The organism is Mesorhizobium australafricanum (assembly GCF_033977265.1).
GTDB lineage: Bacteria > Pseudomonadota > Alphaproteobacteria > Rhizobiales > Rhizobiaceae > Mesorhizobium > Mesorhizobium australafricanum.
In genome coordinates, this window is sequence record NZ_JAVIIT010000011.1 from 153,021 (window position 1) to 179,241 (window position 26,221).

16 protein-coding genes, 10 pseudogenes and 1 riboswitch are annotated in these 26,221 nt (G+C 57.6%); of the genes and pseudogenes, 8 read left to right on the top strand and 18 right to left on the bottom strand.

Going from position 1 to position 26,221, the window contains the following annotated elements:
* Window positions 1-208: 208 nt before the first annotated feature.
* Window positions 209-766, top strand: a pseudogene (locus RFM98_RS21375) (transposase); the annotation flags it as partial.
* A 272-nt stretch (window positions 767-1,038) separates the two neighbouring features.
* Here the strand turns inward: RFM98_RS21375 and RFM98_RS21380 are convergent.
* Window positions 1,039-1,955 (bottom strand): annotated as a pseudogene (locus RFM98_RS21380) (IS110 family RNA-guided transposase).
* A 4-nt stretch (window positions 1,956-1,959) separates the two neighbouring features.
* Between RFM98_RS21380 and RFM98_RS21385 the strand changes: the two are divergent.
* Window positions 1,960-2,355 (top strand): annotated as a pseudogene (locus RFM98_RS21385) (transposase); the annotation flags it as partial.
* A 474-nt stretch (window positions 2,356-2,829) separates the two neighbouring features.
* Here the strand turns inward: RFM98_RS21385 and RFM98_RS21390 are convergent.
* The 3 genes from RFM98_RS21390 to RFM98_RS21400 form a co-directional block, all read right to left on the bottom strand.
* Window positions 2,830-3,615: a class I SAM-dependent DNA methyltransferase gene (locus RFM98_RS21390; RefSeq protein ID WP_320310706.1), complete on the bottom strand. Its 786-nt coding sequence runs from the start codon at window positions 3,613-3,615 to the stop codon at window positions 2,830-2,832.
* Between the two features lie 36 nt (window positions 3,616-3,651).
* Window positions 3,652-4,713: an ATP-grasp domain-containing protein gene (locus RFM98_RS21395; RefSeq protein WP_320310707.1), complete on the bottom strand. Its 1,062-nt coding sequence runs from the start codon at window positions 4,711-4,713 to the stop codon at window positions 3,652-3,654.
* A gap of 341 nt (window positions 4,714-5,054) precedes the next feature.
* Entirely contained in the window at window positions 5,055-5,435 is a 381-nt protein-coding gene (locus RFM98_RS21400) for a 50S ribosomal protein L11 methyltransferase (RefSeq protein WP_320310708.1), read from the bottom strand.
* Window positions 5,436-5,960: 525 nt separating this feature from the next.
* Here RFM98_RS21400 and RFM98_RS21405 point away from each other — a divergent pair.
* From RFM98_RS21405 to RFM98_RS21415, 3 genes and pseudogenes are all read left to right on the top strand, one after another.
* Complete coding sequence (locus tag RFM98_RS21405) at window positions 5,961-7,199, top strand: ATP-grasp domain-containing protein (RefSeq protein ID WP_320310709.1); 1,239 nt, start codon at window positions 5,961-5,963, stop codon at window positions 7,197-7,199.
* On the top strand, window positions 7,196-8,290 hold the full coding sequence (locus RFM98_RS21410; RefSeq protein WP_320310710.1) for a saccharopine dehydrogenase family protein: 1,095 nt from the start codon (window positions 7,196-7,198) through the stop codon (window positions 8,288-8,290). Before RFM98_RS21405 ends, RFM98_RS21410 begins: the two co-directional genes overlap by 4 nt.
* A gap of 87 nt (window positions 8,291-8,377) precedes the next feature.
* Window positions 8,378-8,662 (top strand): annotated as a pseudogene (locus RFM98_RS21415) (transposase); the annotation flags it as partial.
* 35 nt (window positions 8,663-8,697) lie between these two features.
* On the opposite strand, the pseudogene RFM98_RS21420 reads toward RFM98_RS21415, so the two are convergent.
* Both RFM98_RS21420 and RFM98_RS21425 read right to left on the bottom strand, forming a co-directional pair.
* A pseudogene (locus RFM98_RS21420) lies at window positions 8,698-8,982 on the bottom strand (IS5/IS1182 family transposase); the annotation flags it as partial.
* 128 nt (window positions 8,983-9,110) lie between these two features.
* Window positions 9,111-9,326: pseudogene (locus RFM98_RS21425) on the bottom strand (IS630 family transposase); the annotation flags it as partial.
* 320 nt (window positions 9,327-9,646) lie between these two features.
* Window positions 9,647-9,846, top strand: a riboswitch (cobalamin riboswitch).
* A gap of 96 nt (window positions 9,847-9,942) precedes the next feature.
* Between RFM98_RS21425 and metE the strand changes: the two are divergent.
* Entirely contained in the window at window positions 9,943-12,288 is a 2,346-nt protein-coding gene (metE, locus tag RFM98_RS21430; RefSeq protein WP_320310711.1) for a 5-methyltetrahydropteroyltriglutamate--homocysteine S-methyltransferase, read from the top strand.
* 82 nt (window positions 12,289-12,370) lie between these two features.
* The gene (locus tag RFM98_RS21435; RefSeq protein ID WP_320310740.1) at window positions 12,371-12,667 is read left to right on the top strand and encodes a hypothetical protein; all 297 of its coding nucleotides are present in this window, start codon (window positions 12,371-12,373) and stop codon (window positions 12,665-12,667) included.
* Window positions 12,668-12,681: 14 nt separating this feature from the next.
* On the opposite strand, the pseudogene RFM98_RS21440 reads toward RFM98_RS21435, so the two are convergent.
* The 10 genes and pseudogenes from RFM98_RS21440 to dapF all read right to left on the bottom strand — a co-directional run.
* Window positions 12,682-13,494, bottom strand: a pseudogene (locus tag RFM98_RS21440) (IS110 family RNA-guided transposase); the annotation flags it as partial.
* A gap of 321 nt (window positions 13,495-13,815) precedes the next feature.
* On the bottom strand, window positions 13,816-14,862 hold the full coding sequence (locus RFM98_RS21445; RefSeq protein WP_320310712.1) for an ABC transporter ATP-binding protein: 1,047 nt from the start codon (window positions 14,860-14,862) through the stop codon (window positions 13,816-13,818).
* A complete protein-coding gene (locus RFM98_RS21450; protein ID WP_320310713.1) occupies window positions 14,859-15,875 on the bottom strand; it encodes an ABC transporter ATP-binding protein in 1,017 nt (338 codons plus the stop codon). Before RFM98_RS21450 ends, RFM98_RS21445 begins: the two co-directional genes overlap by 4 nt.
* Entirely contained in the window at window positions 15,872-16,765 is an 894-nt protein-coding gene (locus RFM98_RS21455; protein WP_320310714.1) for an ABC transporter permease, read from the bottom strand. The genes RFM98_RS21450 and RFM98_RS21455 overlap by 4 nt, the downstream gene beginning before the upstream one ends.
* Window position 16,766: 1 nt before the next feature.
* The gene (locus RFM98_RS21460) at window positions 16,767-17,705 is read right to left on the bottom strand and encodes an ABC transporter permease (RefSeq protein ID WP_320310715.1); all 939 of its coding nucleotides are present in this window, start codon (window positions 17,703-17,705) and stop codon (window positions 16,767-16,769) included.
* 22 nt (window positions 17,706-17,727) lie between these two features.
* A complete protein-coding gene (locus RFM98_RS21465; protein ID WP_320310716.1) occupies window positions 17,728-19,314 on the bottom strand; it encodes an ABC transporter substrate-binding protein in 1,587 nt (528 codons plus the stop codon).
* Between the two features lie 384 nt (window positions 19,315-19,698).
* Window positions 19,699-19,947: pseudogene (locus tag RFM98_RS21470) on the bottom strand (transposase domain-containing protein); the annotation flags it as partial.
* 443 nt (window positions 19,948-20,390) lie between these two features.
* Window positions 20,391-21,152, bottom strand: a pseudogene (locus RFM98_RS21475) (IS110 family RNA-guided transposase); the annotation flags it as partial.
* A 254-nt stretch (window positions 21,153-21,406) separates the two neighbouring features.
* Window positions 21,407-22,657: an ATP-grasp domain-containing protein gene (locus tag RFM98_RS21480; RefSeq protein ID WP_320310717.1), complete on the bottom strand. Its 1,251-nt coding sequence runs from the start codon at window positions 22,655-22,657 to the stop codon at window positions 21,407-21,409.
* Window positions 22,658-23,419: 762 nt separating this feature from the next.
* Entirely contained in the window at window positions 23,420-24,313 is an 894-nt protein-coding gene (dapF, locus tag RFM98_RS21485; RefSeq protein ID WP_320310718.1) for a diaminopimelate epimerase, read from the bottom strand.
* Window positions 24,314-24,522: 209 nt separating this feature from the next.
* On the opposite strand from dapF, the gene RFM98_RS21490 reads away from it, so the two are divergent.
* Window positions 24,523-24,765 carry a hypothetical protein gene (locus RFM98_RS21490; protein ID WP_320310719.1) on the top strand — a complete coding sequence of 81 codons (243 nt, stop codon included), beginning with the start codon at window positions 24,523-24,525 and terminating at the stop codon, window positions 24,763-24,765.
* A gap of 264 nt (window positions 24,766-25,029) precedes the next feature.
* Here the strand turns inward: RFM98_RS21490 and RFM98_RS21495 are convergent.
* A pseudogene (locus RFM98_RS21495) lies at window positions 25,030-25,188 on the bottom strand (transposase); the annotation flags it as partial.
* A 259-nt stretch (window positions 25,189-25,447) separates the two neighbouring features.
* On the bottom strand, window positions 25,448-26,209 hold the full coding sequence (gene istB, locus RFM98_RS21500; protein WP_320310720.1) for an IS21-like element helper ATPase IstB: 762 nt from the start codon (window positions 26,207-26,209) through the stop codon (window positions 25,448-25,450).
* Window positions 26,210-26,221: the final 12 nt, after the last annotated feature.

Sequence of the window (26,221 nt, forward strand, 5' to 3'; positions counted from 1 at the left end):
CGATGGAATAAGGGCTGCAAACAGCCCAGCCGTCCTATCCTCGCGGGATATGGCAAGATATGCGCGCAGCCTCGCGAAGTGCTGGTCAGATGGCGGGGCTAGCCTGAATATCTCAAGGTAAGGGGTGCATCGGCCCCAAGAATCTGAGAAACCGCTTTTGTGACAAAGAGTTACCAGATTCAGGAACGGGGTCCGATGCACACACTGTATCTCCGACCAGCTCGAATTTGAAGGCTTCGACGGCCACAAAGTGGTCGCCGGTTTCGACGGCGGAGCGATCACCTCAGATGCCGGTGCCTTGCTTGTGCGCCACGTTGACAAAATCGTCGGGCTGTTCCGCCGGGTGGCTGCCTGCTTCATCGACCGACGCGATCCGGACTACACGGTGCACAGCGTACAGACGCTGGTGGGACAGCGCATCGCGGCGATCGCGCTGGGATATGAGGACGTCGACGACCACGACACGCTCCGCCACGATCCCGTTCTGGCCCTTGTGTCGGAAAGCCTGACGCCGAAGCGGGAGGATTGCGCGGTGCTTGCCGGCAAGTCGACGCTCAACCGGCTGGAGCTTAGCCGGGTCGGGGAGCCGACGCGCTACCACAAGATCGGCCACGAGACGCAGGCGATCGAAGCTCTGTTCGTCGACCTGTTCCTGGAAGCCCACGACACGTCGCCGGGCGAGATCGTGCTCGATCTCGACGCCACCGATGACCCGCTGCACGGTCACCAAGAAGGCCGGTTCTTCCACGGCTACTACAACTGCTTCTCTATTCGGCGTGTTGGGGTCAAGCGCAATTGAGTTTTCCGTGTCTCCGGCATTTGACGTCTTTCGCAGGCCTTGCTTCTCTCCGGGATCGGCGTTTCGCCCTCCCTCCATGGGATCAGTGGAATGGGGTGGCCCAATCTACTGCGCGTCCTGACTGCGCATTGCGGTCGGCACAAGCAGTTATGCGAACTCGCCCCATCCATCGTCCTGCGAAGGACGTCTTTCCGCCGGCTGGCGGAACTCTCGGTTTCTCTCCTTCCCGGCCGTCTGGATCAGATGGCTGACGTCGTGGTTTCCCGCGGCCAGCGGAACGCGGTGCCGTCCAGCCACATGCGATGCATGATGACCGCCAGGCGACGTGCGAGCGCGACGATCGCCTTCTTGGGGATATGCACCCGACGCGCTTGCTTTCTCCGGACTCGTCGAGCTTCGGCGTCAGCCCCAGGATCGGCCCCACGGCCTTGGAGTTTCTGAACCGTTGTGGAATGTCGATCGTCGCGGTGTGCGCGAGCGCCACTATGGAGCCGACACCTGGGACCGTCATCAAGCGCCGGCAGGTAGCGTCGTCCCTGGTGATCGCCAGTACTTGTCTGTGCAGGTGCGCAAATTCCTCGCGCAGCTTCCGCCTGGTGGCTAGCAGTGGCTCCATGATCTGTTCGAGATCGGGCATGCATTCGACAAGCTCACGGATGCGGTCTTCGAACTTCGCCGTTCCCACGGCGCCGACCTTGAGCCCGAAGTTGCGCAGAAGACCGCGCATGTCGTTCTCGATCGCGATCGCCTTTTCCTGCAAGATCTTGCGGGCCGTCAGCAGCGCCCGACGTTTCTGGCTCGTCAGCGTCTTGATATGCACCGGGCGGAATAGGTTGACCCGCATCATCTGGGCTATGCCGCGCGCATCATTGCGATCTGTCTTGTTCGGCTGCGCCTTCAGGAATGCTTTCACACGACGTGTTTCGATGCAGATGACCGGCAGCCCGGCCCTGGCGAGCCCCTCGAATAGCCACTGCGACAAGGGCCCGGCTTCGAGCCCGATCCGTTTGACGTTCCAAGTCGAGTCCTTCAGCACCGCAATGATATCGTCAGGGTGGCTGACCACCTTCACCTCACGACAAATCCTGCCGGTTTCGTCGACAACGCAAACGGCGGTTTCCTTCACCGAGATATCGAGGCCAACAAAATGCTTCATGTTGCGCTTCCTTTCCACCTCGCTCAAGCCAAAGCGTTGGGCGGCACGGGGGCTTTACGAGGATCTCTACTGTGCCCGCGGCGACATGGAGAACCGGATCAAGGAGTGCCAGCTCGACCTCTACGCCGACCGCACCAGCGCTCACACCATGCGCGCCAATCAGCTGCGGCTCTGGTTCGCCTCGTTTGCCTACGTCCTGATCTGCGCCTTGCGCCGCCTTGGCCTCGCCCACACCAGGCTCGCCAACGCCACCTGCGGCACGATCAGGCTGAAGCTACTGAAGATCGGTGCGCAGGTCCGTGTCTCGGTGCGTCGGATCAAGGTCGCAATGGCTTCAGCCTGTCCATACGCGGACGAATTTGCCCTGGCCCACGCTCGAATATGCGCCGCGGCCCGCTGACGCCGCCGAACCTGAACCCTTCCCGCAAACGACAGAGGAAAATTGCAGAGCCCAGCACCGCGGCTCTCCGCGGCGCTGGCTGCGCTCGTCCTCAAAACGGGGATGAGCAGCACCGACCCGCGCCAGTCAAGATGCGCCTCGAGCCTGGGCGCGGTGAGAGAAGCGGGCTAGCGCCGTATTTTCCGCACAAGGTCCCGCCGGGATCGATCCACGTGGGCGTTTCGGCGATCTGCCGTTCTCATTGAGCAGATAGACACATAGATAGGTTAGGTCCGAATATCTTCGTGGCCAACCAAGTCCGGTGACCGGTCGAACTTTTGTGCAAACAGCGACACCTGTTGCAACGTTGCAACTACGCTCCATTGTCCGTTCCATGTTGTCGCGCCATGGAAATCTTGACCGCGGGTTTCCATCAACGACGCTCGCCAGCTTCGTGCTCGCCCAACCATCGGCGCGATGGCAAGACTGGGGCGCCTACGCACCGACACGGCGATAAACAGAAATATGGCGCTTGGAACTTCCCGTAAACGCCCCTTTGGCCCAATCGCCCCAACGCTCCGCCAGCTGCAAGCCGACGCTTTCGGCCATGGTATCGAGTTCCTGATGATAGAGGTAGCGAACCTGATAGGGCAAACGTCTGACGGATGTTTCAGAAAACCAGAGGAGAGATGAAACTAACGTCTGATTCACCGAATCGTGCACACTCGCATTCAAAATGGTATTCTCATCGTCCACGAACACCGTAGTTGTCTTCTCGCCGTCAACAAAACCATCAAAAACAGGCACACCCAATTCCAATACAAGCATCCCGTTCTCGTCCATCGCATCCGCGGCCGATCGTAGGCAGCCTAATTGCCTCTCCCTGGTGAATAGCAAAGTGAGAGTGTTAAAAACACAATAAATCAAGGCATAGCGCTTATTTGATTTGAAATTGCCAATGTCTCCTCTCCAAGCCTTGATAGCACTGGTGCGCTTCGCCAGCATTTCCAACATACTGGTGGAATTATCTATCCCTTCGACCCTGATACCGAATTCATTCAACGGCACCGCCACACGTCCGTCTCCGATACCAAGCTCAAGAGCAGTTCCTCCGCCGGAATATCTCTCAAGAAACGCTGCGGTCGCCGGCGCCTCAGCGCACTTCCCTCGGACCCTGCTAAATTTATCATAAAATGGAGCCCAAGTCTCACCATAGCTGAAGAAATTTGTCACCTTGCTTATCCATCTAAAGCTGGTTTCTACGGCTGCGCCAAGTGGCATGGAGCCGCCCCTGAGTTTCAGAAATCATTCTCAATATCAGAGGCTCTCGTATTCAATATAATGGTCCTTCTTCGCGAACGGCGTTGCGTTGACCGCGATCCAGGATATCAAATCGACGACCGACATGCCAAAATGACCTAGCATTCTGTCGAATGAACCGTCTTTGTCCAATCCAGGAATATAATTGCACTCCAAAAACCAAACATCGCAGTTATCGCAGACGCGAAAATCGAAACGCACCATGTTATAAAAAGGCAGCGACGATGCAAGCGACTTGGCGATGGCCTGCAGCCGCTTCGAGAGAGCGTCCTCGGAACGAACTATGCACTTTCGTGCGATCTTCCCAGAATACTTCTGGTCCCGCCCAAAAAATTGCATGTCGGCATCAATTTTCACGACCGGAAGCGGGATTACCTCGGAGGCGCTGAGTATACAGCCGCAAGTGTATTCATCTCCGGGAACAAATTCCTGTATCAATGCCGCGCTATCGTACCTAAATATCGTGCGAAGAAGAGCGTCAATTTCCGCCTCTGAGTCAGTCGCATTGTCGAACAGCTTAGCAAACAGGGAGGAGCCAAGCGAATTAGGCTTTACAACGATAGGACCTTTGATCGCCCTCGCAAACGGACGCCAGTTGTCACCATTTCGTTCTGGTAGAAACTTCGTTATAGGTACTTTCAAGCCTTCGCCAGTAAAGTGTGAGGAGACAAACGCAGACATGGCGTACTTGTCCATGGTCAAAGATGCAACGTTCGGATCTCCGAACGTTCCTCTTAGACCTAAAAGTGTCGCGAGCGTCTGCGCACCTCCGTCCTCCCCAAACTGCCCGTGCAACAAGTTCACAATGTATTCGCCGCGACAAACATTGCTGTCAAGCGCGGAGATCAGAGGGTGCCCGATGTGTTCTTTGTGGTCAAATATAAATGACTGGAGATCCGCAATTGTAAATGCGTCATGCAATGGTATCGTGCGCACCAAGCCGTCGTCGCGGCTCAGGTGGTACAAGTTTTTAGCTATGAAAGGGCGTTCAAGATCATTTAGGGCCAGATAAGATGATATAATGTGCGTCAACGACGAGACGGACCCGTCGTATTCCACAGAAATTCCGCCGAAAAGAAATGACATAGTGCGAGGCATAGTGGAGCCCTGTTCAAGCGTGATCTAAATTGACCAGCATTGCCAACGACATCTATATTGTCAGCGCGCGCGATCGCGTATCAGTGAACTAATGTGGAGCATTTCACACCGCGCTTCACGCGGGGGTTTTCTTCCGAAGTGCAAACATCGTATATATAGTTCCTCTGGCGGTTGGTGCCGGCTCTCAGAAGGGCGCGGTCAAGATCGTTCGCCAGAGGAGATCGTCACGACCGCTCCCTGCGAGCCAAGGAGAATGCTGCCAGCTTCTTTGAGGAAGAGCGGTCCTTCCGACAGGAAGCGGCTTAGTAACCCGTAACCAGGATCGATGGCGTCTCTCTATTAATGTCGCTTTGAATAACTTCGATATTGTGAATTCGATTTCTTACCGCATTCTCGAGAGAGTTTTCTACGGCTTTCGGATCAATGTCGCAAGCTAGGACTGACAATGCGGCGCTTTTCGCGAGGTACAGCCTCGGAAGAGCGAATCCGCAGCCAAATTCGAGCACAAGTTTGCCTCCAACGGGAAGAAAATTCACTGTAAGCCACCGCCAGTTCTCGAACTCCTGCGGAGGTAACACGCCTTCATTTACAGTGATGTCCAATCCAAATTCCCGGATGTACACCGGAAAAGTCTTATTTTGGCTGAGCGTCAGCCTTTCCCTTATGGCGTTAAGCTCCATCATAGTCACTTTCGCGCCGATGCCTCAGGCTACCTTCTCACTAACGACTTGCAAGCATGCCTACCGGGTCCTGGATTTCGATCGATATTGAAATCGTCTTTAATTGGCGGTTACCGTGCTCCACCCGAGGCGCGGCGTCAAGTTACATAAATAAGAAGATTTGGTTTCTAAATATAACAAGTCTTTCACGACGCCTCATAGGATGCTACGGCCGCATCGCGTTACATAAACACGCGCCAGCGAACTCGTGTAACTCGACGAATGGCGCGACGGTTGAGTAGCATATGAAGGCTCTTTGAGGGCATCCTGGGGAGGGAGGACTGGGAACGGGTGACGTCCGCGTGCGCTTGTCAATTGTAACAATGCTGCAAAGATATTTTGCGGAAACGTCACCTTGCTGCTGATGATCCAATGCTAGAGTGACGGAAAGAGACGTTGGCTGGATCGGACGTTGGCTGGATCGGAAGCGAGGGACGCTGGTTCAGTTGGTAGCGCCCCAAAACAGAACGACGGAGGTTCAAAACGCAAATGCTAGCGCGAGCGCTCATCCTGATTGAAGGCCATGCGAGAGGCAACGGGCCCCGGTACGTGGAAGCGGCCCGTCGTCTTGGTCTTTATCCAGTCACTCTATCGAATGATCCGACTAAATATCGCTATCTTGAAGCGGAGAGAAGTGAGGTAATCCGAGTTGACACAAACAACATTGATGCGCTGATCAGCAAATGCAATGCGGTTCGTGTGGCCCACGGCATTGCGGGAATTACCGGCTTTTCGGGAGACGACGAGTCGGTCTATGCGACGGTCGGGAAGCTTTGTGGATATTTCGATCTGCCGGGACCCAATCCCACATCCGTTTTAGCGTGCTATGACAAAAGTGTTCAACGGCGTTTACTGGAGCAGGCGGGCGTTCCAGTACCCGCGTTCCGCGTCGCAAATAACCCGGAGGAAATAGAACAGTTAGTTGCAGAACTTGGGCTGCCGGTAGTACTTAAGCCAGCCATCGGGATTGGCAGCATCGGCGTTCGCCTTTGCAGGACCATGGAAGAGGTGGCCAACCACAAGACGGATCTTCTTGACGGAAACCGCGAGGCACTCTCTCTGCCGAAGGTTCTAGTCGAAGAGTTCGCGCAAGGGCCGTACTATTGCGTCAACCTTATGGGGCATGAGATAGTTGGGGTTGCGGCGGCCGAGTTTAGTCCCCCACCACATTTCGTATACCGGGACACGACTGTTCCGGCTGCGCTGACTGATTATGGTGGGAAACATATCACCGAGGTTTCGCGAAGCTGTCTGCGAGCTCTCGACCTTGGCTGGGGGCCAACAAACATTGAACTGAGGTGGACCGATCGTGGTCCCGTCGTCATCGAAGTAAATCCCCGTCTTGCTGGGGCACCAGATCCTCAGCTAATCCAGTTGGCGTTCGGTGTCGATCTCATTGCTGAGCACGTCAAACTCATAATCGGCGATAAATGGGATTTGCGCAGAACGCATTTGCATACCGCAGCCTCGCGAAATCTGGTCCCTAATGATGATGGCATCCTGGAATGGATCAGCGGCGTAAATGAGGCGGCTGCCTTGCCAGGTGTCGCCGAAGTCCAAATGTACGTTACGCCCAATACGCCGATCGTCAGGAAGGGCGATTTTCGAGACCTTATGGGCAGAGTCGTGGTGAGTTCTCCCGATCGGGCGCAGACTGAGACGATACTGCAATGCGCTACTGATCTAATAGGCTGGTCGATCAAGCCAATGCCGGTGGTCAGCGAATGAAACGCGTCGTTGTAATCGGATCGGGCAAAATTGGTCCTACGATCGCGCGATTGTTGGCGAGTACGGGTGACTATCATGTTACGGTTCTCGACCGTAGCGCCGAAAAACTGGCGGAGATCGAGCTTAGTCCGACACTTTCGACAGCTAGCCTCGATGTTTCCAACCAGCAGGCTCTCACCGCTAGGTTGTCGGGCAAGTTCGCGGTCTTAAGCGCGGCACCTTTTCAGGTCACCGTGGCGATTGCTGCGGCCGCGGCTAGCGCCGGCGCGCATTATCTCGACCTCACGGAAGATGTTGCGTCCACGCGGCAAGTGAAACGGATCGCAAACATGGCCAAAACTGCATTCATCGCACAATGCGGGGTTGCACCCGGTTTCGTTTCAATCGTCGCAAATGACCTTGTGCGTGGGTTCGATAGCGTTGATAGCGTACGCCTCCGCGTTGGTGCACTTCCGCAGTTTCCAAGCAACGCCCTGAACTACAATCTTACCTGGAGCACCGACGGAGTCATCAACGAGTATTGCCAGCCCTGCGAAGCCGTTATCAATGGCAAACTGGTCGAAGTTCAGGCTATGGAACAACGCGAAGAGTTCTCCCTTGATGGAGTCGCCTACGAGGCCTTCAACACTTCTGGAGGCCTTGGAACACTCTGCGAGACGCTGGAGGGCAAGGTCAATACACTCAACTACCGAACCATACGCTATCCTGGACACGCGGTAATCATGAAGGCGCTCTTGGATGACCTAGGACTGCGGCACCGTCGCGACGTCTTGAAAGACGTCCTGGAATACGCGCTGCCGACCACCCTGCAGGATGTCGTCGTCGTTTTGGTAACCGTCTCCGGGAGCAAGAATGGATGCCTCACCCAGGAGACGTACGCAAACAAGATCTACAGCACCCAAATTGGCGGGCGTATCACTAGCGCGATCCAAGCTACCACCGCCTCGAGCATCTGCGCGGTGCTCGACCTGCTTGCCGCGGGTAAAATTCCCGCCAAGGGCTTCGTGCGGCAGGAAGACATCGAACTGGATGCGTTCTTGGGGAATCGCTTTGGGGTTTGTTACCGGGTGAAAGACCGATCCGGCCGATAGCGACAATGTCCCCGACATTTTGGAAGATATCGTGATGGAAATGACCAGCCCGGCGCCCGTAAGAATGCTGTGGTCACGACGAATCCATCCCAGAGTTGGCGGCGCAACTGGGAGCACGTCGTGCCATTCTTCGCTTATCCCGAGAGCGTGCGCCGCATCATCTATACTACCAATGCTATCGAGGCATTGAACTCCAAGCTGCGTCGCGCCGTTCGAACGCGCGGCCACTTCCCCAATGACGACGCGGCCATGAAACTGCTATATCTGGTGCTCAACCACGCGGCCGAGGAATGGAAACGACCGCCGCGCGAGTGGTTCGAGGCCAAGACTCAATTCGCCGTCGTGTTCGGCGAAAGGTTCGTCAGCCAGTGACGAAACCGGCCTCGCGCACAGAATTCCTGACAGTCCCATTTGAAGAGCGCGTCCAGCCCCGCATCGCCGGCGGTCTGGCGAGCGATGTCGCGAATGGTCCGGCCGAGATAGGTCTTGAGCCTGCGCAGCGCCTTGTTGGCCCGCTTGAACTGCTTGGCGTGGGCATAGCGCTGATGGCTGATCAGCGCCAGCTTGCCGACCCGCACATAGCTCTGGCGCAAATAGAGTCCCTTCCGCTTGGCCAGCCGCACCAGCCGCTCGCGCGCCCGGTAGATGAGCTTGGCGTCGGTCGGGAACATGACGTTCTTCGGCTGCACGGTGGCCCGACCCGCGGATGAGAGATTGTTGACCAACGTTCAAGTCCCGCCTCTTGCACCTCACATCCGCCGTACACTACCTCGACCGCCGATCGGGTTCGGCGGGCCAATTTCTACGCCAAAGGCCGTTGTCAGCAATCATGAGAGTGGATTGAATCTAGCACTTGGTGCCCACGTTTGACGGCGGCGATGATTTTGTCGGGGTCGGCGATTCAGGGATTTGGGTTGTTGATTGTGCTCGGCGAGGAAGCGACGGATGGCCGCCTGCAGGTCGACGACAGGATGAAAGCCGCCTCGCTTGAGGCGTCGCTCGACAGCTCGGCGAAGAAGCCCTCGACGGGGTCGAGCCAGACACCCTGCCTTCGCGCCCCAATCCGTTCGACCAAAGGCGCGGTTAACAACTCTTGCGCAGCCGGGCCGAACCGCCGTCTGTCACAGTTCTGCACAGCGCGCCCATTTGTCCGATTTGGCCCGGGCCCAGCAGCAGCCAAGGTCTGGCTTCATGTAGCCAATCTGCCTTACCGCGTGCCGAATTAAATATATTCACGATCCAAACGCCCCTTGTTCGTCCCTCCACGCGACTTGGAAATCACTGCGATAGTACAAAGTGTTCACATAATGACATAAAGATTTCTTTATGCAAGGTTGACAAAAGAGCGGGCTGCTGTGATTGTGTCTAAGCCATGGTTCTCCGTACGGCGCTGCCGCAGCGGAGCTAAGAGGGAAGCCGGTGCGATGCCGGCGCTGCCCCCGCAACTGTTAGAGGCGAGCCGACCCCACTCATGTCACTGAGGCGAACAGCCTTGGGAAGACGGGTAGCGGCTATGACCCCCGAGCCAGGAGACCTGCCACGGCGAGCTATTGTCCACGGGCGGGGTGTCTCGGTGGCCGCTGCAGCCCGGCGTTCGTACCGGCCTACTGGCGCCTTCGTTGTCCCCCACGCCCCAACCATCGGGGTATCGCATGTCTCTCTCTCAGCAAATTCCTGTAGCAACGCTTGGTGTGCCGCGTATCGGTCGCGGGCGGGAATTGAAATTCGCGCTTGAAAGCTATTGGTCCGGAAAATCTTGCGCTGCCGAGCTTCTCGCGACGGCAAAGGCGCTCCGTGCCGCGAGCTGGGAGGAGCAGCGCGATCGCGGTGTGTCGAAAATCCCGTCGAACGACTTTTCGCTCTACGACCATGTACTCGACACCGCCGCCATGGTCGGCGCCGTGCCGTCCCGCTACGCATGGAATGGCGGCGAGGTCCCACTCGACATCTATTTCGCCATGGCCCGCGGCAACCAAGGTCAGACGGGGAACTGCGACTCTGGTCGGGAGCATGCGGCTTGCCCTGCTCTAACCGCGATGGAAATGACCAAATGGTTCGACACCAACTATCATTACATTGTGCCGGAACTTGACGACGATCAGGCGTTCACACTCTCGTCGACGAAACCGGTTGATTACTTCCTCGAGGCTAAAGCCCTGGGCATTCATACACGCCCGGTCATCCTCGGACCGGTCACTTTTTTCAAGCTGGCTAAGTCACCTGCCGAAGGTTTCAATCCCCTCGCGCTCCTGCCGCGGCTTCTGCCCGTCTACGAACAACTCCTGCGGAGGTTGAAATTTTCGGGAGCCGATTGGGTGCAGATCGATGAGCCAGCCCTTGTGCTCGATCTAAACCCGAACGAACGAGCCGCACTTGAATTTGCCTATGGGCAGCTGTCGAAGGCCGCGCCCGAGCTGAAGATCATGCTGGCTACCTATTTCGGACCGCTGGGGGACAATCTCGAGACGGCGATATCGCTGCCTGTGGCCGGCCTGCATCTTGATCTCTCGCGTGCTCCCGAACAGTTGGAGACGGCTGGTCGGCTCGCGCCTAAGGATCTGGTGTTATCGCTTGGCTTGATCAATGGCCGCAACGTCTGGCGCGCGAACCTCACTGCCATTCTCGACCGCATCAAGCCGATCGTCGCGGGCTGGCCCTTGGACCGAGTCGAGATCGCGCCTTCGTGCTCGATGCTGCATGTGCCGATGGACTTGCGTATGGAGACGGTACTGGATGCGAACATCAGGTCGTGGCTCGCCTTCGCGGCCCAGAAGACCGACGAACTGGTCATCCTGGCTCGGGCCTTGTCCCAAGGTAGAGATGCCGTGGCTGGCGAGTTGAAAGCTTCTGACGAGGCTGCTTCGACTCGCGCAACATCCACGAAGGTCCATGACCCGCTCGTTGAAGGGCGGATCGCCGACATCAACGGCGCTATGAAGCAACGAAAGAGCGCATTTGCCGAGCGTTCCAGGGTCCAGGCCCGCACGCTCGGCCTGCCGCCGTTCCCGACGACGACCATTGGATCCTTTCCGCAGACGCCTCAGGTGCGCAAGGCGCGGTCCGCTCACGCGAAGGGCCAGCTCAGCTATGTCGATTACGAAACCTTTCTGAAGAAGGAGATCGAGGCTGCTATTCGCTGGCAGGAGGAGATCGGGCTGGACGTGCTGGTGCATGGCGAGTTCGAACGAAACGACATGGTACAGCATTTCGGCGAGCAACTTTCCGGCTTCGCCTTCACCGAACATGCCTGGGTGCAGAGCTATGGGTCGCGCTACGTGCGCCCCCCCATCATCTTCGGCGACGTATCGCGCCCCAATCCGATGACGGTGCGCTGGTGGCAATTCGCCCAGTCGCTTACGCAAAACCCTGTGAAGGGAATGCTTACAGGCCCAGTGACCATTCTCAATTGGTCTTTTGTTCGCGACGACGTACCCCGCTCCGAGGTCTGCCGCCAGATCGCGCTCGCTATTCGCGATGAAGTGACGGACCTCGAAAGATCCGGCGCAAGGATGATCCAGATCGACGAGGCCGCGTTTCGCGAAGGCTTGCCACTGCGCAAGTGCGACTGGAAGTTCTATCTCGACTGGTCGGTCGAATGCTTCCGGATCGCTTCAACAGGTGTAAAGGACTCGACTCAGATCCATACCCACATGTGCTATTCGGAGTTCAACGAGATCATCGACGCGATCGCTGAGCTGGACGCGGATGTAATTTCGATTGAGACATCGCGCTCGGCAATGGAACTGCTTGACGCCTTTACGAACTCTAAATATCCGAACCAAATCGGTCCCGGAGTCTATGACATCCACTCACCGCGCGTTCCGGAAGTCGCCGAGATTTCGGCCCTCCTCATGCTTGCCCGCGAGCGCTTGTCTGACGCTCAACTATGGGTAAACCCCGACTGTGGTCTCAAAACACGCAACTGGGAGGAGGCCCGCCCTGCCCTCGTGAACATGGTCGCTGCAGCACGCGCGCTCCGGGAGAAAGTGCAGGTCTGACGCTTGCCGAATTCTCGCGTGGCTAGTCGACAGCTACTGCTGCCGCTAATTTCGCGAAAACGCCTCGGTTCGCAGAACGCATTTGCATACCGCAGCCTCGCGAAATCTGGTCCCTAATGATGATGGCATCCTGGAATGGATCAGCGGCGTAAATGAGGCGGCTGCCTTGCCAGGTGTCGCCGAAGTCCAAATGTACGTTACGCCCAATACGCCGATCGTCAGGAAGGGCGATTTTCGAGACCTTATGGGCAGAGTCGTGGTGAGTTCTCCCGATCGGGCGCAGACTGAGACGATACTGCAATGCGCTACTGATCTAATAGGCTGGTCGATACCACCCTGCAGGATGTCGTCGTCGTTTTGGTACGCGCTCTCACGTTGATTGCCGCGCCGCAGGTTGCCGCGCTTGGATATGCCGAGCAGTCGCGGCTTGCCTCCGGTGGTCGCCTGTCGAGGCGCCAAGCCCAGCCAGGCGGCGAGGTCACGGCCGCGCCCGGAAGCTGCGCGCGTCACCAACGGCCGCGACAAGCGCAGTGGCATTGATGACACCGATCCCGGGGATCGTCGCAAGCCGACGCGCTGCTTCGTCCGTGCGCGCCATCTGCATGAACTCCGCATCAAAGGCGGCAATCCGCTCATCAAGGTTGCGCCATTCGGCACGCAGGTCCTCGACCAGCAGGCGCATACACGGCGATAGTCGGGGATCGTCCTCGTCCGCGAACACCCCCAGCTGGGCTTCCAATTGCTTCCGTCCCTTCGGAGCCACGATCCCGCGTTCCAACAATAGCGCGCGCAGATGGTTGATCAGCGCCGTGCGCTCCGCCACCAGACGCGAGCGCGCCCGATGCAAGGCCTGAATGTCCGATTGCGCCGCGCTCTTACCGGCACGAAGCGCATCGCCGGCCGCGTGGCTGCCTCCGCGATCGCCTCGGCATCGCGGTCGTCATTCTTGTTGGCCTTCACGTAGGGGCGAATCGTACGGCGACATCAACCGGATAGTGTGACCAGCAGCAGCGCCGAGCACCCGGCCGAGTGATGCGCGCCGCAGCAGGCTTCCATCGCCACAATGCAAGCCGGCAAGGAGCCGACAAAATCCGCTACGCCGTCGCGACGATGCCGTCGACGTAGGACGACGGCGCCAGCCTCATCCAGCCCGACGAGGCTGCACACGTTCTTGCCAAGATCAATTCCAAGCACGAAAATCGACATCGGTCCGTTCCTCTCTCATTCCAAAACAGAGCGATCTTAACCGATCGCTCCAGAGAGGGGCGGGCCATCTCATAATCACGCCCGGCAGCAGCAGAGAAAATCGAATTGCAAGAAAACAGCGGCCCAATACAGAACATCTTGCAAGACCAAATCCGCAATCCTCCTCAATCAGAAAGCCAGATCAATGGCTTGCCGATACCTCACGGGCGACTCACTATGCTTGTCCGACACACGCGTCACCGTACGAAGGGAATGGAAGCTACAGGGTTCTAGTACCACTTTATGGATAGCCGTGAGACGCACCGGCGCGATCACGACTCGTTATCGTGGGAGTTGGTGCAACTGGAGATGCAGTCGCTGTTCTAATGGCGGGTCGGCCTCGCGCCGCCCAAGCGGGAGATGGCATCTGAAGCTGTGCTTCGTGTCATCCGAGTTTATCGAAGGTTCGGGGAAGACGCGGCTGCAGATATCCTGTGCATAGCGACAACGGGTGTGGAACTCACAGCCGGATGGCCGCCGCATCAGGCTCGGCACCTCACCCTTGAGCTCGATCCTATTGAGCACAGCATCCGGGTCAGGCTCAGGATTGGCCGCAAGCAGCGCCTCGGTGTAGGGATGACAGGGGTGTTCAAAGATACGCTCGGTCGAGCCGACCTCTATAAAGCGGCCGAGATACATGATCGCCATTCGATCGGTCATGTGGCGTACGACATTGAGATTGTGCGTGATAATTAGGATCGCCATGCCGAGTTTGTCCTGAAGCCGCGCGAGGAGATTGAGCACCTCGCCCTGCACCGAGACGTCGAGGCCTGCGGTCGGCTCATCGGCAATAATCAAGTCCGGATTCAGCGCAAGGGCTCGCGCGATGCCTACGCGCCTGGCCTGACCGCCGGAAAGCTGATGGGGATAGCGGCGAGCGAAATCATCTGGCAAGCCGACCAAGCGCAGCAGGCGCGCCGCCTCGGCACCGGCATCGCGATCCTTTAGCTGATGGATACGAAAAGGCTCCATCAACAGCGATCGCACTGTCAGTCTTGGCGAAAGCGAGCCGACCGGATCCTGGAACGTCATCGCCATCCGGCGCAGGTACGGCTTGCGATCAGCCCCCGTGATATCCTCAATCTCCTGTCCGTCGAAATTGATGCTGCCGCTCACAGCTCGCTGCAAGCCGATTATCGTGCGCGCGATGGTGGATTTGCCTGAGCCGCTTTCACCGACAAGGGCGAGTGTCTCGCCCTTGTCGATTTCAAAGGTCACACCGCATACCGCGTCGAAAAAAGGCGCTTTCGTCCCGGTTGCCAGCGCCTTCAGTGGACCCATGGTGCGGAAGCGGACGCGCAGGTTCTCAACCCGAAGCAGCGCGCTCATGCCGACACCAACCGTTCTTCGTCGAGGAGATGGCATCGCGCGACTTGGTCCAGGCCGATGCGATACTCAACCGGATTGTCGTGCGCACACCGATCAAATGCCTGTGGGCACCGCGCGCGGAAGATGCATCCCACCTTGCTGCCCAGGAGACTAGGCACCTCACCGGGAATAGTCGGCAAAGTGCGCGTGCTCTTTTTGATACGCCCGGGATCGCACTCAAGCAGCGCGCGCGTGTAGGGATGAGCGGGATTATGGAAGATGTCCCGAACGGCGCCCTGCTCCACCACTTCGCCCGCATACATGACGGCGACCCGGTCGCACAACTCGGCCACCGCTCCGAGGTGGTGGGAGACGAACAGAATCGAGCAGCCGATCTCCTTTTGCAGATCCTTGAGGAGATGGATGATCTGCACCTCAAGGGTTGCATCGAGCGCGGTGGTTGGCTCATCGGCGACGAGGAGCGTGGGTTTCACAAGAAGCGCCATGGCAATGCAAACGCGCTGACGCATGCCGCCCGAGAAGTGATGAGGATAGACGCCGATACGGCTCTCCGGATCAGGAATTCCGACCCGGTGAAGCATTTCGAGGGCACGAGCGCGCTTTTCGCTTCGGCTTCCTTGTTCGTGGTGCTGAATATCGATCATCTGGCTCTCGATGGTCCGCACCGGATTGAGTGCGGTCATCGGGTCTTGGAAAATCATCGAAAGACGGTCGCCGAGCAGGCTCCGATGCTCGGAAGCGGGCATTTTGAGCAGTTCTCGACCTTCGAACACGATGCTGCCGGCTGTGACATCGGCATTTTCGGGAAGCAGGCCCATCACCGTATATGCAAGCGTGGATTTCCCAGATCCACTCTCGCCAACTATGCCGACCACCTGTGCCGCCGGAACTACGAGCGAAACGTCACGCAGGGCGTGGACGTGCCCACGTGGTGTGCCAAAATCGAGATTCAGATCACGGATCTCAAGAAGCGGCCGGGCGGACGTATGCTGTGTCAGACGGTCGTGTCTCATAGGTCTTTCCGTAGTTTGGGATCGAATATGTCGCGCAGCGCCTCCCCGAGGAACGTGAAGCCGAGTGTTGCGAGAACGATGGGAATGCCGCCGGCTATGACGAGCCAGGGCGTCTGACCGATGTAGCTATAGCCATCGTTTAGGATAGCTCCCCAATCAGGCGTTGGTGGTCGCACGCCCATGCCGAGAAAGCTGAGACCCGCCTCTACGGCGATGACGGCCGGAACGTCCATGCTCACCAGAATTAGAAGCGGGCTGACAACATTTGGCAGCACGTGCACGGCGAGGATGCGTGTCGTGCCGGCACCCATGCTGCGCTCCGCGGCGATGTACTCACTGCTACGCAGCGCTTCTGTCTGGGTGCGCACGACACGCGCGTAAATCGGCATAGACGTTATCGCGATAACTAAAATGACACTCGTCAAGCTTGGTCCCAGAAGCGCGATCATGGCCAGCGCGAAAATGATACCTGGAAACGAGCGGATCGTATCGAAGAGCAACAAGAGTACATTGTCGAGCCAGCGAGGACCGAACCCTGCAATCAAACCAAGTACGAGGCCGACTGCCAGCGAACTACCGAGCGCCGCGAAAGCAACAAGGAGCGGGATGCGACCGCCCATAATAATGCGAGAAAACGTGTCACGGCCCAGTTGGTCTGTCCCCAGCAAAAAATCGATTGAAGGTGCGGCCAGACGCGGCCCCATCATGATTTGGGTCGGATCGTGCGTGATAATCAGCGGAGCGAAGATCGCAGTTGCGACTATGACAATGACAAGCACTGCTCCGAGCACGCCCAGGCGGTTTTTGCGAAATTGCCCCAAAAAGCTGCGAAAGGCGCCTGTACCCATTGCATCGTTGGGTTCGGATCGGATGGCTTCAGTGCTGACCATGTCAAAGCTTTTCCCGCGTTCGAGGGTCGAGGAATGCGTTGACAAGATCCGAGAGCATCGTAGCAGAAACAATAAGGAAGGTGGTGACGAGCACAACACCCATCACAATCGGGTAGTTGCGCGTATTGACGGCGTTCACAATCAAAGCGCCAACGCCAGGTCTCGCAAAGACCACCTCGATAAAGACCGCAGACGAAAGAAGCCAAGCGATGCCCACCCCGAGTATGGTCACGGTCGGCAGGATCGCGAGCGGAAGCGCATAGCGCGCAACGATACGCCATTCTGAGATCCCGAAGGAACGAGCCATGCGCACGTGATTTTCGGCCAAGATTTCAAGCATGGATGCCCGTACCAGCCGGGAAATGTAGCCAACCCAGCCAATCCCGATGGCGAAGGCCGGAAGAATGAGATGGATAAGCCCGTCCCAGAAGCCACTACCCGCTCCAATCGCTGGCAACCAGCGCAGAGTCACGGCAAAAATCAGCAGCACAAAGACTGCCATCACGAAGGAAGGAATTCCGATCGTGGCGACCGTCACTACGCCGGCCACCTGGTCGACCACCGAGTTACGCCTTGTCGCCGAGTAGCAGCCGAGCGGCACTGCTATCACGACCGCCCATAAGATTGACACCAAAATCAGTTCGATCGTAAATGGCAATTGCTCAAAGACAATGTGGGCAACAGGCCTCTGGCTGAATACGTCGAAGCCGAGATCGCCGTGGAGCAGCCCGCCGAAGAACGTAACGATCTGCACAACGAGTGGCTTGTCTAGCCCCATCTGCTGATGCAGCAGCGCCTTCATCTCGGGCGTCGCCCGCGGGCCGAGCAGGACCGCGCCAGGATCGCCTGGCACAGCCCTGATCATTAGAAACAATAGCGTCACCGCGACCGCAATAATTGCGATCGCGAGAGCGGTTCGCCTGAGGAGGTAGAGCCACATCTTCTTAGTCAGACCACGTCGCTCAAGCCCAAACCGGCTTGAAATCAATATAAAGGGGGCGACCATCCGCACGGGTCGCGGCTTGGGTCTGCGTGGTGCGATACACGAACGGAGTGGCACCATGGGTAAGGAACCGGTACGCGCCGGAATCCTCCATGAGATCCTGCAACTCGCGGTAGATTTTCGCCCGCTCATTCGGATCGCTGACGGTGCTCCCCTTAGCGCTAAGCTCGTCAAAACGCTGGCTGCGGAAGCGCTCCCAGTTCCAGATGCCCACTTGATCTTGTACGAACCACGACGTAACATAATGGGGATCGGGCAGACTGTCGAAGTACATGACGGTGAGTTGCATTTCTTTCCAGCGATCGCCTTCCGATTCCATACCGAGAGTCCAGAACGAGCCGGAATCCTGGACATTGACCTCGAGCCTGATCCCAATCTGCGACAGTTGCGCCTGCACCGTTTGTGCTATGGTCGAATAGGTGGTCTCGTTCAGGCAATCGATGGTCAAGGTCAGATCGCTCACACCGGCCTTTTCCAAGAATTCCTTGGCCTTTTCGAGATCGCCTTCCGGTGCGACGAGCGCCTTCTCGCGATATCCGACAATGCCTGGAGAAATAGCGCCTGTGGCTACGGCAGCCTGGCCCGCATAGGCGGCATCCAGGATCTGAGGTACATTGATCGCCCATTGAATAGCCTTTCGGACATTGATGTCCTTCAGCTTCGGGTGATCCATATTCATGCCGATCCAGATGAAACGGAGCGAGGGCTTTTCCTCAACCTTGGTGTCGGCGCGCGGATTGCTCTTGAAGTTCGCCAGCGAATCCAGACTGATGCGAGTGAAATCGATATCACCCGTCTGATAGGCGCGCTCCGCCGCCTTGTCGTCGTTAATCGGGATGATGCGTATTTCGTCATAACCCGGCTTTGGCCCAGACCAGTCCGGATTGCGTGTCAACAGCATATATTGATTTAACTGCCAGTCGGCGAGCACATATGGGCCGGAGAAAGCCGGCGGCTTGGTGCCGAAGTTACCGCCATCCTTGGTTGCCGCCATCACTGCATGCTCAGAAACGATGTGGCCAACACCAAAGGGGAGTGCGACGTTCCAGAGCGGCACGAACGGCGCTTTGAGTACAATCACGCCCGTGTAGTCATCCTCAATCTCGACGCGATCGAGCGGACCCCAATCGGGCTTGGATGGCGCATTGAGCTTGATGACGCGCTCAAACGAGAATTTCACATCCTTCGAAGTCAACTCGCCATGGCCGCCAGTAAACTTGATGCCCTTTTTTAGACGGAAGCGGACGTGGGTGGGATCGACCTGCTCGATCTTTTCTGCCGCCTCCAGTTCCCAGCCCCAGTCCGTGCCCGACTTGTAGTGTGTGAGCTTCGAATAGATGCAGTTCATCACGTCGACACTCGTGATTAAGTACCAAGCAGGGTCAAGCGTGCTGAGTTCTGTGAGGGAACGGACCTTGAGTACCCTGCCCTGGGCTGCCCAAATGGCTTGAGACAAGGGCATGCCGGCAGCGACAATGCCCCCGCCGAGCGCGGCGCCTGTCTTAATAAAGGTACGGCGAGTCACGCCGCCCACGGCATCATTCATAATCTGGTCCTCCCGTTATTCCGTTGACGCGCTTTCCACTCGTTAGGACCGCTTTCGTCTTGGTTGCGTATGCTTATATTGCGCACCGGCGCATCTGCCTGGTGTTGCCTCTATCGCGGTTAGTTTACTTCACTGGTAGCAGCCCGAGGCAATGGCGGCGGGGCGCTCTCCCTGAGCGCAGGCTACGAGTTCTTGTTGCAGTGCAACTCGTTGTTCCCACCGGATATTTCCATCAAATCTCCGTTCCGGAAATGGAAATTGTTAAGTTCCTTAATCCAATTTCGATATATATATATAGGAGCGTCGATCAGATAACCTCTTCCCCGAATTTTCCAGTGCGCAGAAGCCGTCGCGGTCGATCGATCCATCTTGGCGCAACATGGCTCAGCTTCCGCCACGCCCACGGACGCGTTCTGTTCCACTCGAGGCTGCAGCGGTTTTGGCGAAGTTGAAGGGCAGCAGGTCGTCGATATCAGTATCGATATTGAGGCAGTTCGGTGAGAACGTGGCGCAACCATGCGAGCGGCTCGAGCGTGAAGCGCGGCAGGTCAGCACCAAGCTGTAGACGATGGCTCTGGCTCCGTCGACGGTATCGCCGAACAGCCAACTTTTCCGGCCATTGGCAAAGATTCTAGGCCAGTCGATCGCCTGCGCCAGCCGCACCAACTCGTGCTTCAAGTTGATGATTTGGTCGAACTTGGAGCGGAACAGCCTGATCTCCCGTCTCGCGCTTCTCGCATGGCCTCGACACGGTCGCCCCCTCAATTCGCCTCGGCAAAACGAGTGAACGTATGGCCCGCCCCGTCCGCGAGGGGTATTTTGAAGATTGCTCTGTTCAGTCTGCGTCAACGTATCCGGTCTCGGGGTCGTGGCCCCGGCAAGATGGAGATCCGCGCAGCCTGGTCCTCATAATCACAGCGGTCTCGAGCGACCGTTCACTTCGTCCAGGTTTCCAAGCTGCCGTTCGACTGTCAGGCCATCTTCCTCTCACCACTCGCAGCGGTGACCTCAGCTCAATAGCCGGAGGCCATCAGGTTCCCTATGCCGCCGCGATCGCCGGATCGAAGCCATGCTCCTTGCGCAGACGCCAAGCCCAGCCAGGCGGCGAGGTCACGGCCGCGCCCGGAAGCTGCGCGCGTCACCAACGGCCGCGACAAGCGCAGTGGCATTGATGACACCGATCCCGGGGATCGTCGCAAGCCGACGCGCTGCTTCGTCCGTGCGCGCCATCTGCATGAACTCCGCATCAAAGGCGGCAATCCGCTCATCAAGGTTGCGCCATTCGGCACGCAGGTCCTCGACCAGCAGGCGCATACACGGCGATAGTCGGGGATCGTCCTCGTCCGCGAACACCCCCAGCTGGGCTTCCAATTGCTTCCGTCCCTTCGGAGCCACGATCCCGCGTTCCAACAATAGCGCGCGCAGATGGTTGATCAGCGCCGTGCGCTCCGCCACCAGACGCGAGCGCGCCCGATGCAAGGCCTGAATGTCCGATTGCGCCGCGCTCTTACCGGCACGAAGCGCATCGCCGGCCGCGTGGCTGCCTCCGCGATCGCCTCGGCATCGCGGTCGTCATTCTTGTTGGCCTTCACGTAGGGGCGAATCGTACGGCGACATCAACCGGATAGTGTGACCAGCAGCAGCGCCGAGCACCCGGCCGAGTGATGCGCGCCGCAGCAGGCTTCCATCGCCACAATGCAAGCCGGCAAGGAGCCGACAAAATCCGCTACGCCGTCGCGACGATGCCGTCGACGTAGGACGACGGCGCCAGCCTCATCCAGCCCGACGAGGCTGCACACGTTCTTGCCAAGATCAATTCCAAGCACGAAAATCGACATCGGTCCGTTCCTCTCTCATTCCAAAACAGAGCGATCTTAACCGATCGCTCCAGAGAGGGGCGGGCCATCTCATAATCACGCCCGGCAGCAGCAGAGAAAATCGAATTGCAAGAAAACAGCGGCCCAATACAGAACATCTTGCAAGACCAAATCCGCAATCCTCCTCAATCAGAAAGCCAGATCAATGGCTTGCCGATACCTAACGGGCGACCGTTTAATTACTGTTTAATTGTCATTGTATGTAGTTCTCTGGTTTAGACGGATGAAGCCCCTCCTATTCGCTTGCCACTAAACGGCGTGATTGAAAAACTAATTAGATCGACTGCATGTTGAAGTATAATCTCGGTCTGATCGTGGCTGGAGGACGTGGCAATCACATATCCGATACAATCGCGGTAATCTCCCTTCCTAACGAGTGACGTCTTCGCTTCAACATAAACTCTCACCTCGGCGACGCCCGGTACCGCAGCTGACTGGCTCTGGCCATCAATGCAATCCAGAAAGCCATCCCGCTCAGGAACCAGGAATCGCACGGCCGCAGTGTGCGAGTGCTTTCTGCACAAGTTCCACTCGTCGCCGATGACTAGCTTAATGTGCTCCGTGACTAGATCGACACCGTAAGCCAGTTGAACCAGTTGAGGAGCAGTCCCGCCCCCAAGACGCGGATTGACTTCAATGACGACCGGGCCACGCTCCGTCCACCGGAGTTCGATACAAGTTGCCCCCCAGCCAAGGCCGAGAGTTCGCAGGCAATTCAGCGAAACATCGACGATACTATCATACTTGTCACTATCCAGCACGGCAGGATAGGTAACCTGATGATAAACGAAATGCGGCAGCGGGCCGAAGTCAATGTGGCTAATTCCAACGACCTCATTTCCCATAATGTCAACGCAATAATGGAGTCCCTCTGCAAACTCTTCGACTAGTATCCTCGGTGAACACTGCCATACGTGCTTTCCGCCCAACAGATAGGCCGTATGTTCGGCTAACTCGTCGAAATTGCGGCACAATCGGACTCCGCTGCTGCCGCGGCCTTCGGCTGGCTTTAGTATCACTGGCAGCCCGACCTCGGCGGCATGGCGCTCTACTTCGGTCTGATCTGATGCCAGCCGATACGCCGGCATTGGGACGCCGGCAGTGGCGAGGAGCCGGCGCTGAGCGAATTTGTCGCAGCATCGTTCGACCGATGCCGGGTTCGGTCCCGGTAGATTGAAATGTCTGCTGAGCCTGCCAGCCATTGCATAGAAGGACTCCGCGGCGCTGGTGATGCCGGCAATGTCATAGGTCACACTTAGCCGGGAACATTCGCGGATAAGCGCATCGAGACTTTCAGTGTCGACGCGGACTGCCTGAATGTCCTCCTCAGCAACGTAATCGTACTGAGCCGGATTAGCCGACAAGATAGTTGGATGGAGCCCAAGACGGCGGGCCGCTTGGACGAATAGCGGACCGTTGGACAGCCGATTACCGTCCTCTATTAGTATGAGTGCTCTTGTTGCCATGTTTGTTGATCTCCTACCTTGCGTTCTGTTGAAGCGATTCTATCGCCGCGCTGGATTCCGATCTTTGAAGCGAACTTACCATTCTCAGCGAATTGCGCTCGTAAAGATTCCATGAATTCAACGAAAGGTATGTTACAGCGCTTTGATTGGGGGCGCCGCGCGAGCGTCTAAAACAATTTTCGCGTTTCGGACGTTCAGGGCGCTGAAGTTTCGGTTGCGGAGTTTGGATCTTTTCACAGCAGCTGAGGCTGGATCTTGAAAAGCGCGCACGGGGCTGCCGGCTCCTGCGAGGGCAAACTCGGACCGAATGGCCTTCGGGTCGAGTTCACTGTTCGTGGCATCGGCGATACATTGCTCAAGGCCAGCATCATCGTCGCCACTTTTCACTGCACAAAACGGCGGGGCGAGTTCGCCCGCGATCGAAAATTCTGACGGATGTTAAGTCTGTCGGTGAGGATCCGCCGCTAGCAGGTGGATCGGCGCATCGAAGCTGTCGTGGTGAAGCAGGATTTCGACAACTCGCCCCTGCCACACCCGCATATATGGCTACCTTGCTCGGGCCACCGCCCAAGCCGCCGCTCCGATGCACGATGACGTTCAACCCCTTTGTGGGGATTTCCGGCGAATGGACCGCAAAGCCCGATTTGAACTGCAAGATTCGAGTCGCTTTTTGTCAAATTGCCTTTTTTCACATTGCGGCTTTACTTCCCTTCTCGTCGGCGCCGCGCTGATGCGGGCCATGATCCGCAGCGTGTTGGGTGACTACCGCAGCTTGCTTCCTTCTATGAAACCGTGACAGCAAATTGCGACGGGTCCGGTCATGACAGCCAACTCGCCGTCAAGAAGTTCGATTTCCAAGATTCCGGCCGGAAGGTGAACTGCTATGGTCGTCCAACTGACGAGGCCCCGTCTAAGCGCCGCATACGCTGCTACGCATGCACCAGTTCCACATGCCATCGTTAGTATGCCCGGTCGCTCCCAAACGACGAGCCGGAGTGTCTGTTCGTCCAGACGCTCAGCCGCACCCACGTTAACGCCCTCCGGGAAAAGAGGATCGTTCTGCACCGCAGGGGCATATCGAGCCATGTCGACGCTATCGAGCTGATCGACAAAGAAGACGGCATGCGGGTTGCCGATATTAAGGGCGACGCCGTCTGCGAGGGGTCCGCTTTCGATGGGGAGATGGAGTGTGTCAACCTGCCGAGATAGGGGAATCTTGTGCCAGTCCACGCTGATCGGTCCAAGTGTGACGCTGATCCGCTTCAGTCCTGCTTTGCGGCATTGGAGAACGCCGGATGCCGTTTCTATCCGCACCTCGTCTTTGCCGGTCTCCTCCAGGAGCAGATACGCCATGCAGCGAGTAGCGTTCCCGCATGCACCGACTTCCCTGCCATCGATGTTGAAAATCCTCATCGCTGCATAAGCGCCGCCGCTTAATCCCTCATATGAGGGCCGCTCGATGGTCAGCAGCTGCTCGCCTCCGGCACCGGCATTCGTGCTACATATACGCACTATGTCTTCGACAGCGAAACGCTTGGTCCAGTCGCGCCGATCAAGGATCACGAAGTAGTTCTGTAAACCATGCATTTTGATGAAGGGCCAGGACATCGGCGATTCAAGCGACGGAGGTTGCGAGAGAAAGTCGATGTACTTCATCGTCCCATCCACCTAATGTGTGTACTTGGCGACCGTCCCGGGATCGACGCCGGGTATCTGCCATTCGGACCTGTGTCGAGTGCCATCAAGGCTTCTTTCTGCGCCAGGACGGACTGCGACCTTCGTACTTCGGCTAAAAGACGGTTACTTAGTCAGGAAAATAAAAAATCGCTGCGTCAGGCCGAATCGAAATCGACAGCGAGCGCGGCGTGATCTTGGTCGAGTATGGTAAGAACGGCAAGAACCGCACAGTGACGCTGTCGGCGCAGCTTCTGCGCATCGTGCGGGGTCTACTGGCGCTTAGCGAACCCGCAGGGTTTGCTGTTTCCAGGCCGATCGACGTCCGCCAGTTGTTCAGCGCCGCAGTCAAAACGCCTTTCATCTATTCCTCCTGCGACCATACGATAGTTTGGGCGCGTTATGTTTATCAAATCGTGCGGCTAGTTTTGTAAAAGTTCGATTAATTCAGCAGATCGCAGGGCAATTCAACTACACACGGCCCACTCCAATGCTGCCCAGAGAAGGCGCCGCATCAAGGTGTCCTACTGGCTCGTTCGTGCCGCGCTGTCCGGTGGGCTCAAGACGGCTATCTTGGAGCGTCGAGCGCCATACAAGAGCGCAATCGAACTGTGGTCGCATGCCTACCTGGGCTGCCATATTGAGCGTTGCCGGTCTGCGGGCGATCCGCATCGCTATAATTCCTGCCTTGATGGCTCCTCGACACGTTCATCCTCCAGGTGCTCGTCGAGTTCGGCGTTCAGTATCCGCTCCGACAGCGCCTTCTTCAGGTCGTCGACCAACTCTTCCCGGGCGAACACCTCATTCGGGTCGCGTCCGGCAAGCAACTGGTCCAGAAGTTCCTTCTCGATAGCCATGTGATGATTCTCTCCCTTCCATCGTCATGGCCTCTCGCACAGAATTCCTGACAGTCCCCTCCCGATCTCTCGCAGCGCAAGTTCAACGCGGAGCGCGCCAACCGCAAATGGGTGATCGACGTGACGGAGTACAGCGTGGTGCGCATTTCGCTGATTGTGAGCAGGCATTTCACGCGATGGTGAGCGCTCATTTCATTTGATCGTGAGCAGGGATTTCACGCGATCATGAGCGGCCGCTTCGCCCGACCTGTTGATTGATTCAGGTGTTTGCGGCTGCGTCAAGAGCGTGGGCGCGGGCTTTATGTTTTCGCATGCTTTCTCCGGTGAGTTGAAGGCGGTGAGCGTTGTGAACGAGGTGATCCAAAATCGCATCGCCGAGCGTGGGATCGCCGACAACATCGTGCCAGTGTTCCACCGGGATTTGGCTTGTGACGATTCTGGACGCGCGGCCGTGGCGATCATCGAGGATCTCCAGGAGGTCGCGACGCTCGGCTGCATTGAGGACCGACAGGCCCCAGTCGTCGAGGATAAGGAGTTGAATGCGCCCGAGCGTCTTGAGCAGGCGGCCATAGCGCCCATCGCCACGCGCCAGCGCGAGCGCCTCAAAGAGGCGCGGGACGCGATGATAGAGCACCGATCGATTGTCGCGGCAGGCCTTGTGGCCGAGGGCGCAGGCGATCCAACTCTTGCCCAAGCCGGTTGCGCCGGTGACCAGCACGTTCTCGTGGCGGTCGATCCAGCGCCGGCGACGAGCCTGGCGAAGACGGCGCGGTCGATGCCGCGCGGGGGTACGCAAATCGACATCTTCCACACAGGCGCTCTGGCGCAGCGCGGCGAATTTGAGGCGGGTGGTGAGCCGTTTGGTGTCGCGCTCGGCCGCTTCGCGATCGACAAGAAGCCCGATGCGCTCCTCGAACGACAGGGCATCGAGATCCGGTGATCGTCGCTGCACCTCGAAGGCCTTGGCCATTCCGGTCAAGCCGAGTGCGATCAGCCGTTCATGGGTGGGATGGGTGAGCATTGAGAACTCTAT